Here is a 14,928-nt window from a genome sequence, read left to right as displayed (position 1 = left end):
AAGTGAACCGCGGACTTTTCCCGCAGGCCAGCAATCATAACGTGATATGGCGCCGAACGCTGGACGTGCTTGGGCGAACCGATTATAGTGCATCGCACTTGATCGGGTATGGCTGATCATTAACTTTACGGAAAGAAGGTAGAGATTATGGAATTGTGGTTTACGGAGAAACAGACCCCGGTATTCGGGATCACCGCGAAGATTAAGCAGACCTATGTCACAGAGAAAACCGATTTTCAAGATTTGGCCATGGTAGAAACCGAGGAATTCGGTAACATGTTGCTTCTTGATGGCATGGTGATGACGACCGTAAAAGACGAATTCGTATATCACGAAATGGCGGCACATCCTGCGCTGAACACTCACCCGAATCCGAAAAAAGTTCTGGTTGTCGGTGGCGGCGATGGCGGGGTCATTCGTGAAGTGATCAAGCATGCTGCTGTAGAAAAAGCAGTTCTCGTCGAGATCGACGGAAAAGTCATTGAATACTCCAAAAAATATTTGCCTGAAATCGCCGGCAAGTTGGACGAGCCTAATGTTGAAGTGCTTGTCAACGACGGCTACATGCATATTATTGAACATAAAAATGAATACGATGTGATCATCGTAGACTCTACAGAGCCTGTAGGTCCGGCTGCTCCATTGTTTGAGCGCGGTTTCTACCAAGGTATCTATGAAGCGTTAAAAGAAGACGGAATCTTCGTTGCCCAAACGGACAACCCGTGGTTTAAGGCGGATCTGATCCAGAAGGTGAACAAAGACGTCAAAGAAATCTTCCCGATCGTACATGTGTACGGCTGTAATATTCCAACCTATCCAAGTGGTTTGTGGACATTCACGATGGGTAGCAAGAAACATGACCCGCTCAAAGTGGATGAGACCCAACTCCCGGAGATGGATACCAAGTATTACTCTCCGCGTCTGCATAAAGCAGCATTTGTACTTCCTAAATTCGTGGAAGATTTAACGAAATAAAGGGGAAATCATTAATGAAACTGGATCAAGCTTATTCAGGAAACGTATTTATTTGCAGCTCTGAGGATTATGAGAACTCGAAAGCAGTTATCTATGGTATGCCCATGGATTATACTGTCAGCTTCCGTCCGGGTTCCCGTTTTGGCCCATCTCATATCCGTCAAGCATCGGTTGGACTCGAAGAGTACAGCCCATATCTCGACAAAAGTATCGTAGACATGACGTACTTTGACGCTGGAGACTTGCTACTGCCTTTCGGTAACGCGGGACGCAGCCTTGATGTAATTCATGAATACATCGGCAGTCTGCTTGCTGATGACAAGTTCCCAGTTGGTCTCGGTGGCGAGCATCTGGTTACTTGGCCAGTCATCCAACAAATGTACAAGAAATACCCGGATCTTATCCTGATTCATATTGATGCACACGCAGACCTTCGTGAAAATTATGAAGGCGAGCCATTGTCTCACTCCACGCCAGTGCGTAAAGCAGCTGAGTTGATGGGTGGCCAAAACATCTATCAGTTCGGTATCCGTTCTGGTTCCCGTGAGGAGTTCCAGTATGGTCGCGAGAACATCAACTTCTACCCATTTGAAGTGGCAGCTCCGATGAAGGAAGCTCTTCCGAAGATGGGCAACCGTCCAGTATATGTGACCATCGACATCGATGTGCTTGATCCGTCAGCAGCTCCAGGAACAGGTACAGCAGAAGCGGGCGGCATTACGTCCAAAGAACTGCTGGAAGCCATCCATATGATCGCCGGATCTGATGTAAATGTAGTTGGTTGTGACCTGGTTGAAGTAGCACCAATCTATGATCCCACACAACAGACACAGATTGTAGCTGCGAAGCTGATCCGCGAAATGCTGCTTGGATTCGTGAAATAACACAGAATAATTGATAAAGATAACGCTCTCTGTCTGCGCTGTTTCAAATTAGCGCAGGGAGGGCGTTTTTTTGTTCACGTTTATCCCTGTGTCCTCAACTATTCTAGCCTAAGGAACGGAATTGATTGTTAGACCAAAAGTATTCTGGCAAACCAAATGACGAAGTTAAATTAAGTTAAGTTAACTTAACTTAATTTAACTTTTGGAAAGAGCTATGCTATACTGACTACATAAGTTATTCAGTAGTATATTAATTGATATATTACATTCGTGAAGTATATGGTGATCGGGTTCGACCATATACTAAAAAAGAGTCTTCACCGCGCCAACGGCAAAGACTCTTAGGACCCGAAAGGCTGTGGATTGCCACGGCGCGCATGAACTAAATAATGCTATTCAAGCGAAACCCACCGTCAGGCTTCCGACCTTATGAGGTGGGTTTTCGCTTGCTACGAAACTTTTTGCGTAACCAACGGTAAAGCTTTCGTCCACTCAGTACAATACTGAGGATCGCCGCAATCCATCGGATCACATCAAGCAACGCCACAAGTTTGACCATCGACGTCACCCCCTCTCGGGAAGCTGCGCCGTGATCTGGAAAACATCCACCGTTATTCAAGAGTCCATAAAATCAATTATAGCACGTATGTTCCTATGTCTCTACCATTTATTGCTTGTATCAGTACAGGCTCGCACATGCAGATATCTTGCCTTGGCATGAATCTATCACCACACTTATGTATAATATGGAAGTAGAGGAAGGTGAATATGTATGCGTGTGATTCGATCTCAATTGAGTATGTATCCCAAATGGTTTCCTGTAGTTTTTATAGTTTTTTTCATCAATTTTGTATTAGCAGTGACGGTATTTCTTAACTTCACGTTGATGTTGGCTAGCCTCGCGATGCTTTTTGCTGCATATAGTATTCGGGAATATAAATACAACAAAATATACTTTAGTTTATGCCTGTTCTTAAGTGTCAGTTTTGTTATCCTTGGTATAAGAACATTTCCCATGTAACTTAGAGTGCACTACGTTTAGTAATCAACCACCTCTGCCTACATGATCCAATCATGGGTAAAGGTGGTTTTTTTCTTGCGAAATTGTCATCGAAGTACACCAGATTGTTACGTTATCATCACCCGATTTGGGTAAAACCGTAGAAGGAGGTGTTACGATGACAACTAAGAGTACAGTGACATGGAAACGGATTGGTGCACTCGCATTATCGTTAACGCTGGCTTGGGGGATGGGACCGATACATACGCTATCAGGCGCTAACGCTGCATCCTCGCAGGCATGTGGAAAGGGAGATCATGGACTCTCTGCTATACTGAAAAAAGGTAGTGGTGTGGAAGAGCAACGATTGCAATTTACAGACATTGATTTTCTTAATGATACGACTGGACGAGCTGGGGGTGAAGGCTTCCTGATCGGAACCTCAAATGCAGGATGTACGTGGCAGTCCATATATACCGGACAGTGGCAATTTACACAGCTTGATTTTCCGAATAATGTGAATGGATATGCGTTGGCACAAGTGAAAAATTCACCTGCAACCTATCTGATTCGTACCCATGATGGGGGATCGCACTGGACACGACTCGATACGCCTGGCATTCAATTCAAGCGAATCGATTTTCGCAATAAAGATGTAGGATATGGTTACACCTATAATAGTGCATATCAGACGAAGGATGGCGGGGTAACCTGGAGCAAAATAAATACGCCTGCCAACACACGTGCAGCTGCTTTTGCGACAGAGAAGCAAGGGTATGTTGTCGTTGTTGTACCTGGATCGGGATATCATCTGAAGCAAACGAGTGATGGCGGCAAGAACTGGACAACCTCTCTTCGAGTTGTCTCAGACACATGGAGTGGAGCGGATCTGTATGCACACGGTCAGCAAGTGTGGGCCCTTCTGTATGGTGATGCAGGCATGTCCCAACAATCGTACTCCCTCTATGCGAGCGGCAATCAAGGTAAGAACTGGACCCAAGTATTTGCGCAATCCACAGCAGGAGGAGGTCCTGCGCCAGGTACAAACAGTACGGGGAAAGGAACCGGACCTGCCAATCCAGGTGGTCATCCAGGTAACATGGCGTTGATTGGTAATCAGACAGCTTATCTGTCTGCAGGTTCACCAGCAGCTGGTAAAGTGGGTATTGGACGTTCTTATGATACAGGTTCCACGTGGAAAAACGTTGACTTGAAAGATCCGGGGTACAGTTCCCGTATCTCTTTCCCATCGGCCAAGACGGGTTGGCTCGTCGTAACAAGTGATAACTCCCCTGCGATCTATCAGACTACTGATGGCGGAACAACGTGGACACAAAAAATGTTGTTGCCTTCAGAGCAGGATTAAATAGCCTGTTAATCTGAAATAACAACAGAGCAAATCCAAATTAGAAATGAATGATAATCAATCTGGTATGTCTCTGCATGGATATCTATAATGAATAAGCCTCTTCCTGGCTAATGATGTGGGAAGGGGCTTGTTTGTGTAGAAATAAAAACGGTTGAAACCTGCTTTAAAACAAGTTATTGTAAGCGATAACAATACATTATATGGAGGTTGAAATCATGGTTGATGTTATTCTAAAGGCAGATTCAGACCAAGGATTAATAAATCGCAATATATATGGTCACTTTTCCGAACACTTGGGACGTTGTATTTATGAGGGGCTGTGGGTAGGAGAAGATTCACCTATTCCGAATACGGATGGAATTCGAAATGATGTATTGACGGCCTTGCAGAAGCTTAATGTTCCAGTCCTTCGTTGGCCGGGCGGTTGTTTTGCCGATGAATATCACTGGAAAGACGGTGTGGGTCCGAAGAGTGAGCGTGCTCGTATGATCAATACGCACTGGGGTGGTGTGGAAGAGAACAATCACTTTGGTACGCATGAATTCTTGAGATTATGTGAGTTGCTCGGCACCGAGCCATATATCAGTGGCAACCTGGGTAGCGGAACCGTGCAGGAAATGCAGGAATGGGTGGAATACATTACGTTTGATGGCGAGTCCCCTATGGCGAACTGGCGGAAACAGAATGGCCGGGAAGAACCGTGGAAGCTGAAGTATTTTGGCGTGGGAAATGAGAACTGGGGATGCGGCGGGAATATGCGTCCTGAATATTATGCGGATGAATATCGTCGGTATGCTACATATGTACGTAATTATTCCGGGAACGAGATTTATAAAATCGCTTGTGGCCCGAACGATAGTAACTATGAATGGATGGAAGTGTTGATGCGGGAAGCTGCCCGTTTCATGGATGGCATCAGTCTTCATTATTATACAATTCCGACAGGTGTGTGGGAAGACAAAGGGAACGCTACCGGTTTTGGAGAGGCTGAATGGTTTACCACGTTAAAGAAAACGCTGTTTATGGATGAATTGCTTGTGAAGCACTCCGAAATTATGGATAAATATGATCCAGATGGCCGGGTGGGTATCATTGTAGACGAGTGGGGAACGTGGTATAACGTCGAGCCAGGAACCAATCCGGGCTTCCTCTACCAGCAAAATACGATGCGGGATGCAGTTCTTGCAGCGGTGAACCTTAACATTTTCAATCAGCATAATAAACGGGTACAGATGGCCAATTTGGCTCAGATCGTGAACGTGCTTCAATCGCTTGTGCTCACGGAAGGGGACAAAATGCTCCTGACACCTACGTATCATGTATTTGATATGTATCAGGTTCATATGGATGCGCAGCGACTGGATTTGAATTATGATAGCCCTGGGTATACCTTCGGAGAAGACACCATTCCTCAGCTCAGCTTATCAGCGTCCCGCAACAAGGATGGGGTCATTCATGTGACAGCTTGTAATCTGAGCCACATCGATGAGTTGGAAGTCGTCTGTCAGCTGGACGCAGCTCAAGCGGCTAAAGTATCCGGGCAGATTCTGCACCATACTGATTTTGGCGCATTCAATACCTTTGAACAGCCGAATCATGTTCAGCCTGTGGCGTGGGAGGGACTCACACTGGAGAATAACACCTTGCGTTTTATTCTTCCTCCAGCATCGGTTGGGGTCATCGCTGTAGAGGGATAATGATGAAAAGGCAGGAACCTTGCAAGGGTTGCAATGATCAGTATGATGTGAAGATTAGCGATGCCAAAATGGCCAGACTTGTTGAGATTGCTTCACGCTCGCGTCCGACGGTACAGGATGAGGAATACGAGCGGCGGCTATCCATCTGCTCTGCCTGTCCGGGATTGCAATATGGCACGACTTGTCGGCACTGTGGCTGTCTTGTACAGGTGCGAGCGAAGCTGAGCGAGTCGACATGTCCTTTTCCTTATGAATCACAATGGGCCTGATCGGATGAATGAATATTACTATAATGAAGCAAAAGGGAGCTGCACTTTACAGGTGTAGCTCTTCTTTTTTGGCTTGATGAGGAAAAAACTCTGAATTTGGATTTGAATTGAGCGAGGGAACTGGATATAGTTATACAGTAGAGTGTAGGATAGCGAGCTATCCGGGAATATGAGCGCGTATAGCGACACAACAATACGGGAAGGGCTGTTCTCACCGGCCGTGCCTGATTTTGCGTCGCCTCGAATATAATGGAGGTTAACATTCATGTCGAACATGCGACCGGTACACATCCGGCTGCACAGCCGTTATGAAGGTGAAGATGTGCTGCAGGAAATGCAGGGTGAAGCCGTGTTGAAAGGGTCTGTTCTTTATGTTCGTTATGAAGAACCGGAGGTTGGACCCGAGGGAGGCACAACTCGTACCACATTGAAGCTGGGTGGACAATCCATCAAGATTATACGTCATGGTGAAGTGGAATCGGAGCAGACTTTTGAATTGAATCGGAAGCTTCCTGGTTTCTACCGATCACCATACATGTCGTTTGCCCTGTCCACGCATACACAGAAGCTGGAACTTTCCATTCAGGGATTGAGCGCACGCGCAGCGTGGAGCTACGACTTTTACCGCTTTGATGAAGAATCCGGACATTTCGCGATTAGTTTGCATATACAGGAGGAACCAATTTCATGACACGTAATCCACTAGATACGATTAACGAACGGGTAAGCACGGCCATCGGCAACGCCATTGTGGCGGCCGGAATTGTTACACAGGAAGAATTGCCAGCCATTACATTGGAAGTACCGCGTGAGAAGACACACGGGGACCTGGCTACCAATGCTGCCATGCAGCTGACCAAGATTGCCAAGCGCAATCCGCGCCAGATTGCTGAAGAGATCATTGCCAATCTGAATCTGGCTGAAGCAGGAATCGAGAAGGCTGAGATTGCCGGTCCAGGATTCATTAACTTTAAGTTGGACAAGAGTTACCTTTATCCAGTACTTGCGCTTGTGCAGGAGCAGGGCAAAGACTACGGAAGAATTAGCATCGGAGAAGGGCGCAAAGTCGAGATGGAGTTCGTCAGTGCCAACCCGACAGGCAGTCTGCATCTGGGTCATGCCCGTGGAGCGGCTGTAGGTGATGCTCTATGTAACATCCTTGACTACGCTGGATATGAAGTAACCCGTGAATACTACATTAATGATGCAGGTAATCAGGTGTTTAATCTGGCTCGTTCCATTGAAGCTCGTTATCTGCAAGAGCTGGGTCAGGATGCTGAGATGCCTGAAGATGGTTATCACGGTGAAGATATTAAAGGATTTGCCAAGCAACTCGTTGCTGAAAAGGGTGATGAATTGCTGTCCATGCACCCGGGTGACCGTGCAGCTTATTTCCGTGACTTTGGACTGGAGAAGGAACTGGACAAGATCAAACGTGACTTGAATCGCTTCCGTGTTAACTTTGACATCTGGTTCAGCGAGACCTCCCTGTATGACAACGGAGAAGTTCTGCGAGTGCTTGATGAATTGCGTGACCGCAATGAGATCTATGAGCAAGATGGAGCAACTTGGCTGAAAACGATGCAATACGGTGACGACAAAGAACGTGTGTTAATCAAGAACGATGGCACGTATACTTACCTGACGCCAGATATTGCTTATCACCGAGACAAATATGCGCGTGGATACGACACGATGATCAACATCTGGGGTGCGGATCACCATGGTTATATCCCCCGGATGAAAGCTGCGATGCAAGCACTGGGCAATGACCCTGAGAAACTGGTCGTTTTGATTGCACAGATGGTGAGCTTGTTCCAGAACGGCGAGAAAGTGAAAATGTCCAAACGTACAGGTAAAGCTGTAACGATGGAAGATCTGATGGATGAAGTGGGTATTGATGCCATCCGTTATTTCTTCACGATGCGCAGCATGGACTCCCACCTGGACTTTGACATGGACCTTGCAATTTCGACATCCAATGAAAATCCGGTATTTTATGTACAATATGCGCATGCACGTGTATGTAGCGTATACCGTCAGGCTGAAGAACAAGGTATTGAACTGCTGCCACTGGCACAGATCGACCTGTCCAAGCTGACAACAGAGCACGAGTATGACCTTCTTCGCAAAATGGGAGAACTGCCTGAAGAAATCTCGGCAGCTGCAACAGGATATGCGCCTCATCGTATCATCCGTTATGTATACGAGCTGGCCTCCCTGTTCCACAGCTACTACCGTGCAGAACGTGTCATTACGGAAGATGCGCAGCAAACTCAGGCACGTCTTGCACTGATCGGTGCTGTGCGTACCGTTATTGCAACGGCGCTTCGTCTGGTAGGCGTAAGCGCACCAGATAAAATGTAAATTCCAGGCTTGCGGCCTGCCGCCGCTCCGCCTCAAGCAAAAAGTCTCCATGTCCGCGTTGTGTCTTCAACGTGGTACATGGAGACTTTTTTTGTTTTGTACCCAGAGCTGAAGAAAACGAATTTCCCTATCTAAGATACGCTAGCCTCCCCAGACATCACAGCGGGTGCCACTTGAGGATTCAGCCGCAAGCAAGATCTCTTCGCACATTCAAGTCGGGGGTGGGTTACTGTGATTCGCCAAACATCAATCAAACGAGTTCTGCTAATGGTTAGCATAGCCTACTCACTCTTCGCCCTCCTGCATTAGCTTCAGGGCGTCAATCTCACCGCCACGTATTTTGGTTTTCGCTGTGGTAGTCTTGCGGGCTCGCAGTGGGATCGTAGCACGTTTGACGAGGGTCTTGATTTCACTGGGGGATAATCCCGGATGCTTAGCAAGCAGCAAGGCGATAGCACCGCTCACATGCGAGGTTGCCATGGAAGTGCCGCTCATCTCGTGATGCTTGCCTTGCACCCATGAGGAGACAATTTTATCACCAGGTGCATAGACATCCACATATGCGCCACGATTGCTGAAGGAAGCAATACGTCTGTTTTTGTCAGTTGCTCCGACGGATATGGTCTGCGGATAACGTGCTGGATAATCAATGCTGCGTCGTTTGCCATCGTTTCCTGACGAAGCAACAATGACAATTCCGGCATGGTACGCACGATTGACAACATCAAGCAGTGCCTTGCTGCGTGTTTTCATGCCAAAGCTCATGTTGATGATATCGACCCTGTTACGCACACACCAATCGATGCCAAGCACAATGTCGGATACATAAGCCGATCCGTTGTGGTCGAATGCCTTCACGGGATAGATCAGGGACCGTGGAGCTACACCAATCATGCCTGCGGTGCTGTTGGCTGCGGCGATGGTCCCCGCAATGTGGGTGCCGTGTCCATTATCATCATGAGGAAGCAGGCTGCGGTTTAACAGATTGATTCCGCGTGCCAGGGAATATCGAAGATCAGGATGGTGATAATCAGCACCTGTATCAATTACACCGATTTTGATCCGGTGCCCGGTAGATACAGACCATACTTTGGGTGCCCGAATCTGCTTCACTCCCCAGGGTATGCCTTGGGCATTGCTCGGTTTGCTGTGGAGTGCGGTGGCGTGAAGGGAGATGGGGATGTCTTCTTCAATCGTAATCTCATCCCCATAGCGGTATAAATCCTCCGGGCGTTGTACTGTAGCGATAATGGAACGAGCTAGTCGCGAGGAGCGGACGGCCCCAAGGTTGGTAAATTCATTCCGCATTCGGGATAATTCCACGAGGCAGGCCTCGTACTGCTGCGGTTTGGCAAATCGGATCAAATATCGCCCTCCCTGTTCTGGTTCAGGGCGTCTCATTCCGTCAATTAATTGATGCAATAAACCAGTATAGTCCATAATGGGCAGCCCCCTTCGGGATGAACATGCTGAGGTATTCTATGAATGCGCTCATCCCGCCGCATGGGGAACTTGCCCTTTTTTTATAAAAACACATTCACTTCGTGTCAAAACGGGCGCAGGGACATATGATGGATGGAGAGCTAGAGGGCTCTTGCGGGGAACCTGGTGAGGAGAAATCCTTCAAGGGTATACAGTCAAAAGGCGGAGGGGACTCCGTCTTTTTTATTATGGAGTTGTCTCTTTTGCAATGAAGGACACGTATGAGTTTAATGTCGTATCGCGTTGAATATATTGGACAGATTGGAGCTGCTCTCCGTATTTGCGTCACATCCGTACATAAAAACTTGCTTTTTAACGCTAAATAGGTTTTACTTAGGTTTGTTAATGGATATGTTATACGTAACAGTCCAGTTCGTAGGGGTTAAAAAGTGAATTTTGTGTGAGAGGAAGTGTCTGCAGTGAGTACCTCGCTCAATTTGAAAATTGATAAAGAAAAGGTAAAAGAGATCCCTTTGGTGGACCTTGCCTTTATGGTGCTGAAAGCGGCTAATACGCCGTATTACTATCGTGACTTGATGAATGAGGTAGCGAAGCAGCGCGGAATGACTGATGAAGAAATCAACGAGTTTATCGCCCAGCTATATACCGAGATTAATATCGATGGCCGTTTTGCTTGTGTCGGTACAAGTCTGTGGGGCTTGAAGCGCTGGTATCCGGTAGCTGGAACAGAAGATTCCATGACGGGTGCGAAGCGTCCGCGTATCATCAACGATGAAGATGATGATCTGGAAGATGAAGACTTCGGTGAAGAAGAAGATAGCTATAACAGCGATGAAGACTTCGACAGCACGGATAAAGACGAAGATGAAGACGAAGAAGATGAAGACGAAGATGACATCTTTGATGAAGAAGACAGCGAAGAAGAAGTGCTGGTCGAAGATGACGATCTGGAAGATGAAGACCTCGAAGAAGACGAAGAAGAGTCTGAAAACGAGGATGAATTTGACGACGATTCTGATAATCGGTAGTCATTTTTGACGTCTATAATTTACCCGTTTCCCCGGAATAGTCAGCCTTGACAGCAGACGGGGTAACGGGTAAACTATTGCATGGGCTTATGAATGAGCGACAATATATTTATGTTTTTTATAGAAGGTGCCCCGTCCTGCGGGAGTACTTTTTTTTGTATTTTTAGAGGCATAATTTTGCAAAATAATTTCCTTTCCGTATGCTCCCGGCCAACATTTCGTGGCCCGTTTTTGTATATCAAAAACACCAAATGAAATGAAGGCTACCGGAATATTTGCACCATTTTTTGCTGTAAAACAACGTGTATTTAAACCGTCTTCGCAGAAAGAGCAGTTCGCAGATGCAGGGAATTTCTGCCATTGCTCTTTTTAACGATGATTACCTGGGAAACAGGTTACGATAATACCATATATCGCCTGAATTTCTGTACTTATATTAGGAGGGTAATAACAGTGACAAAGTATATTTTCGTGACGGGCGGAGTTGTGTCCTCCCTGGGCAAAGGGATTACAGCTGCTTCGCTGGGCAGATTGCTGAAAAACAGAGGGCTTAAAGTAACGATCCAGAAATTTGATCCGTATATCAACATCGACCCGGGGACAATGAGCCCTTATCAGCACGGCGAGGTTTTTGTAACGGATGATGGCGCGGAAACGGATCTGGACCTTGGCCACTATGAACGTTTTATTGATATCAATCTCTCCAAAAACAGCAACGTCACGACTGGTAAAGTATACTCTTCCGTCATCAGCAAAGAGCGACGCGGGGAATATCTGGGCGGAACGGTACAAGTTATTCCACACATTACGAACGAGATCAAAGAGCGTGTATTCCGCGCTGGACGTGAAGCTGGTTCAGATGTGGTTATTACGGAAATTGGCGGAACAGTGGGCGACATTGAGAGTTTGCCTTTCTTGGAAGCCATTCGTCAGATCAAGAGTGATGTAGGTCGCGACAATGTGATGTACATTCACGTAACACTTATTCCTTATATCAAAGCAGCGGGTGAAGTGAAAACAAAACCAACACAGCATAGTGTTAAGGAACTGCGCAGTATCGGTATTCAACCGAATGTGATTGTCTGCCGTACGGAGTATGAATTGTCTGACGACATGAAAGCCAAGATCGCTCTCTTCTGCGACATTGATGAGAATGCCGTGGTTGAATGTCGCGATGCAGACACCTTGTATCAAGTGCCTTTGAACCTGCGTGAAGAAGGCTTGGATGAGATTGTGGTAAATCACCTGAAACTGACTACTCCTGCACCGGATATGAGCGAGTGGGAAGGGCTGGTTGACCGGATCAACAAGTTGGAGCATACGGTTGAGATCGCTATTGTTGGTAAGTATGTAGCGTTGCACGATGCATACCTGAGTGTTGTTGAGTCGTTGTCTCATGCTGGATTCGCATCGAATGCGGATGTGAAAATTCGCTGGGTTCCTTCTGAAGATATTACGGATGAGAATGTAGGCGACCTGTTACATGGTATTGGCGGTATCCTTGTTCCTGGCGGATTCGGAGATCGTGGTATTGAAGGTAAAGTATCGGCAATCCGTTATGCTCGTGAGAAACAAATTCCGTTCTTCGGTATTTGCCTGGGTATGCAGGTTTCCGTTATTGAATATGCACGTTCCATTGTTGGTTTGAATGGTGCGAACAGCTCCGAGATTAATCCGGCTACCGAATTCCCTGTAATCGATCTGTTGCCTGAGCAAAAAGATATCGAAAATCTGGGTGGTACGATGCGTCTGGGTCTGTATCCTTGTAAGCTTCAAGAAGGTTCTTTGGCGATGGCTTGTTATGATGACGAGCTGGTGTATGAGAGACACCGTCACCGGTATGAGTTCAACAACGAATACCGTGAAGCGATCGAAAAAGCAGGACTGGTTATCTCGGGTACGTCCCCGGATGGACGTCTGGTTGAGATCGTGGAACTTCCAGGACACCCATGGTTCCTGGCGGTACAATTCCATCCGGAATTCACTTCCCGTCCGAATCGTCCGCAACCATTGTTCCGTGAATTCGTGAAAGCTTCATTGGAGAATGCAAAGAAATAATCATGTTTTAGCGTTGACGTAATAGATATTGGAGGATGTTCATGGCAACCGCAGAGGTTGCCGTGAACATCCCTTTTTTTTGCGTAAAAAGCAGGCTGAAATGCTTTTTGTCATTTTGTGAAAGTAGCAGGATTTTAATGGAAGAGGTAGAATACTTATCATGACGACTATGGGATAGTTATCCAGATTCGAAGACGTATATGCTTTCCTAATTCTAGGGGGTTACAGAGTGGAAGATAAAAAAGTTTTGATTGTTGATGACCAGAACGGAATCCGAATCCTATTAATGGAAGTGTTCAGCAGTGAAGGGTATAACACCTTTCAAGCACCCAACGGCAAGGTTGCTCTGGAGATTGTAAATAATGACAAGCCTGACCTGGTATTGCTCGATATGAAGATTCCCGGGATGGACGGTCTGGAAATCCTGAAGCATATTAAAGAAATTGATCCGGGGATCAAAGTGATCATGATGACCGCTTATGGTGAACTGGACATGATTAAGGAAGCCACGGATCTCGGAGCGCTCATGCACTTCACGAAACCGTTTGATATCGACGAGATGCGAGTGGCTGTGAATATGCAGCTTCGCAATGGTACTGTCAATAAATGCAGTTGAATCCTGTTGATACAGGATTTTTTTGTATGCGGACAATATAGATGGTACTTGGTGGGGAGAATGGGGTATTTCACCGCTTTATCCGGGGAATATTGGAAATGGGTAAGTTATAAAGCGGTGTCTATGAAAACTGTGCTGCAAAGCACAGCATTTTTGCAAATGCTTGTTTAGTATTTGACATGGGATGTGGTATAATAAGGCCGTATGTGATTTCGGCTAAAAACCATAGACACAACCCAAACCCCTAGGAGGATTGAAACCATGCCATTAGTATCTATGACAGACATGTTGAACAAAGCACTTGAAGGAAAATATGCAGTTGGTCAATACAACATCAATAACCTTGAGTGGACTCAAGCGATTCTTGGTGCAGCTGAAGAAGAAAAATCCCCAGTAATCCTGGGTGTATCCGAAGGCGCAGCACGTCACATGGGCGGCTTCTACACTGTAGTTAAAATGGTAGAAGGACTCATTCACGACATGAAAATCTCCGTACCAGTTGCGATCCACTTGGACCACGGTTCAAGCTTCGACAAGTGTAAAGAAGCGATCGATGCTGGATTTACATCCGTTATGATCGACGGTTCCCACCACTCTATCGATGAAAATATCGAAATGACTAAAAAAGTTGTTGAATATGCACACGCTAAAGGCGTTTCTGTAGAAGCTGAAGTAGGTACTGTAGGCGGACAAGAAGACGACGTTATCGGCGGAATCATGTACGCTGACCTGAACGAGTGTATCCGTATCGTTAAAGAAACAGGTATCGACACATTGGCACCGGCTCTTGGTTCCGTACACGGTCCTTACCATGGCGAGCCTAACCTGGGCTTCAAAGAGATGGAAGAAGTTCGTGACGCGGTACAAGTTCCACTCGTATTGCACGGTGGTACAGGTATTCCTAAACACGACATCGACAAAGCCATTTCCCTGGGTACATCCAAAATTAACGTAAACACAGAGAACCAAATTGCTTTCTCGAAAGTGGTTCGTGAAGTGCTTGCAGCTAAACCAGATGCTTACGATCCACGTACATTCATCGTACCAGGCCGTGATGCAATCAAAGAAACCGTTAAAGGTAAAATCCGCGAGTTTGGTTCCAACAACAAAGCGTAATTTATCTTTGCCAGTTCCATACTGTGAAATGGAAGAACACCGCCTAGCCGGTGTCTTTCCATTTTCACACCTTATTTCTACATCGGAAGCCAACAGCACGTATTGC

General features: G+C 46.4%; 13 protein-coding genes. 11 read left to right on the top strand and 2 right to left on the bottom strand.

Annotated elements, in window-relative coordinates; genetic code table 11:
* Nucleotides 1–147 precede the first annotated feature (147 nt).
* Nucleotides 148–975, top strand: a complete 828-nt coding sequence (speE, locus tag ACX9NY_RS23120; protein WP_339258208.1) for a polyamine aminopropyltransferase — start codon at nt 148–150, stop codon at nt 973–975.
* A 14-nt stretch (nt 976–989) separates the two neighbouring features.
* Nucleotides 990–1,859, top strand: a complete 870-nt coding sequence (gene speB / locus ACX9NY_RS23115) for an agmatinase (RefSeq protein WP_278297424.1) — start codon at nt 990–992, stop codon at nt 1,857–1,859.
* 427 nt (nt 1,860–2,286) lie between these two features.
* On the opposite strand, the gene ACX9NY_RS23110 is transcribed toward speB, so the two are convergent.
* A complete protein-coding gene (locus tag ACX9NY_RS23110) occupies nt 2,287–2,418 on the bottom strand; it encodes a hypothetical protein (RefSeq protein WP_017691304.1) in 132 nt (43 codons plus the stop codon).
* Between the two features lie 619 nt (nt 2,419–3,037).
* Between ACX9NY_RS23110 and ACX9NY_RS23105 the strand changes: the two genes are divergently transcribed.
* The 5 genes from ACX9NY_RS23105 (at nt 3,038) to argS (ending at nt 8,561) form a co-directional block, all read left to right on the top strand.
* Entirely contained in the window at nt 3,038–4,225 is a 1,188-nt protein-coding gene (locus ACX9NY_RS23105) for a WD40/YVTN/BNR-like repeat-containing protein (protein WP_472475295.1), read from the top strand.
* A 218-nt stretch (nt 4,226–4,443) separates the two neighbouring features.
* Nucleotides 4,444–5,925 (top strand): alpha-N-arabinofuranosidase, encoded by a 1,482-nt coding sequence (locus tag ACX9NY_RS23100; protein ID WP_339258212.1) that lies wholly within the window; start codon nt 4,444–4,446, stop codon nt 5,923–5,925.
* A complete protein-coding gene (locus ACX9NY_RS23095) occupies nt 5,925–6,194 on the top strand; it encodes a DUF6171 family protein (RefSeq protein WP_237178610.1) in 270 nt (89 codons plus the stop codon). The genes ACX9NY_RS23100 and ACX9NY_RS23095 overlap by 1 nt, the downstream gene beginning before the upstream one ends.
* A gap of 265 nt (nt 6,195–6,459) precedes the next feature.
* Complete coding sequence (locus tag ACX9NY_RS23090) at nt 6,460–6,885, top strand: YwiB family protein (RefSeq protein WP_339238980.1); 426 nt, start codon at nt 6,460–6,462, stop codon at nt 6,883–6,885.
* On the top strand, nt 6,882–8,561 hold the full coding sequence (gene argS / locus ACX9NY_RS23085) for an arginine--tRNA ligase (RefSeq protein ID WP_339238982.1): 1,680 nt from the start codon (nt 6,882–6,884) through the stop codon (nt 8,559–8,561). The genes ACX9NY_RS23090 and argS overlap by 4 nt, the downstream gene beginning before the upstream one ends.
* 285 nt (nt 8,562–8,846) lie before the next feature.
* On the opposite strand, the gene ACX9NY_RS23080 is transcribed toward argS, so the two are convergent.
* Nucleotides 8,847–10,001 carry a S8 family peptidase gene (locus tag ACX9NY_RS23080; protein WP_472475292.1) on the bottom strand — a complete coding sequence of 385 codons (1,155 nt, stop codon included), beginning with the start codon at nt 9,999–10,001 and terminating at the stop codon, nt 8,847–8,849.
* 461 nt (nt 10,002–10,462) lie between these two features.
* On the opposite strand from ACX9NY_RS23080, the gene rpoE reads away from it, so the two are divergent.
* The 4 genes from rpoE (at nt 10,463) to fba (ending at nt 14,822) form a co-directional block, all read left to right on the top strand.
* Nucleotides 10,463–11,032 (top strand): DNA-directed RNA polymerase subunit delta, encoded by a 570-nt coding sequence (rpoE, locus tag ACX9NY_RS23075; RefSeq protein WP_062838121.1) that lies wholly within the window; start codon nt 10,463–10,465, stop codon nt 11,030–11,032.
* A 453-nt stretch (nt 11,033–11,485) separates the two neighbouring features.
* On the top strand, nt 11,486–13,090 hold the full coding sequence (locus ACX9NY_RS23070; protein ID WP_339238984.1) for a CTP synthase: 1,605 nt from the start codon (nt 11,486–11,488) through the stop codon (nt 13,088–13,090).
* 229 nt (nt 13,091–13,319) lie between these two features.
* Nucleotides 13,320–13,706: a response regulator gene (locus ACX9NY_RS23065; RefSeq protein WP_339238986.1), complete on the top strand. Its 387-nt coding sequence runs from the start codon at nt 13,320–13,322 to the stop codon at nt 13,704–13,706.
* A gap of 261 nt (nt 13,707–13,967) precedes the next feature.
* Nucleotides 13,968–14,822 carry a class II fructose-1,6-bisphosphate aldolase gene (fba, locus tag ACX9NY_RS23060; protein WP_091039193.1) on the top strand — a complete coding sequence of 285 codons (855 nt, stop codon included), beginning with the start codon at nt 13,968–13,970 and terminating at the stop codon, nt 14,820–14,822.
* The last annotated feature ends 106 nt before the right edge of the window (nt 14,823–14,928 follow it).

The organism is Paenibacillus sp. CB74 (assembly GCF_055687625.1).
This window is presented reverse-complemented; position numbering and strand designations above follow the sequence as displayed.

Excerpts from the sequence above, each read along its gene's own strand:
- speE (WP_339258208.1), top strand. The coding sequence starts at position 148 with ATGGAATTGTGGTTTACGGAGAAACAGACCCCGGTATTCGGGATCACC.
- speB (WP_278297424.1), top strand. The coding sequence starts at position 990 with ATGAAACTGGATCAAGCTTATTCAGGAAACGTATTTATTTGCAGCTCT.
- ACX9NY_RS23110 (WP_017691304.1), bottom strand. The coding sequence starts at position 2,418 with ATGGTCAAACTTGTGGCGTTGCTTGATGTGATCCGATGGATTGCGGCG.
- ACX9NY_RS23105 (WP_472475295.1), top strand. The coding sequence starts at position 3,038 with ATGACAACTAAGAGTACAGTGACATGGAAACGGATTGGTGCACTCGCA.
- ACX9NY_RS23100 (WP_339258212.1), top strand. The coding sequence starts at position 4,444 with ATGGTTGATGTTATTCTAAAGGCAGATTCAGACCAAGGATTAATAAAT.
- ACX9NY_RS23095 (WP_237178610.1), top strand. The coding sequence starts at position 5,925 with ATGATGAAAAGGCAGGAACCTTGCAAGGGTTGCAATGATCAGTATGAT.
- ACX9NY_RS23090 (WP_339238980.1), top strand. The coding sequence starts at position 6,460 with ATGTCGAACATGCGACCGGTACACATCCGGCTGCACAGCCGTTATGAA.
- argS (WP_339238982.1), top strand. The coding sequence starts at position 6,882 with ATGACACGTAATCCACTAGATACGATTAACGAACGGGTAAGCACGGCC.
- ACX9NY_RS23080 (WP_472475292.1), bottom strand. The coding sequence starts at position 10,001 with ATGGACTATACTGGTTTATTGCATCAATTAATTGACGGAATGAGACGC.
- fba (WP_091039193.1), top strand. The coding sequence starts at position 13,968 with ATGCCATTAGTATCTATGACAGACATGTTGAACAAAGCACTTGAAGGA.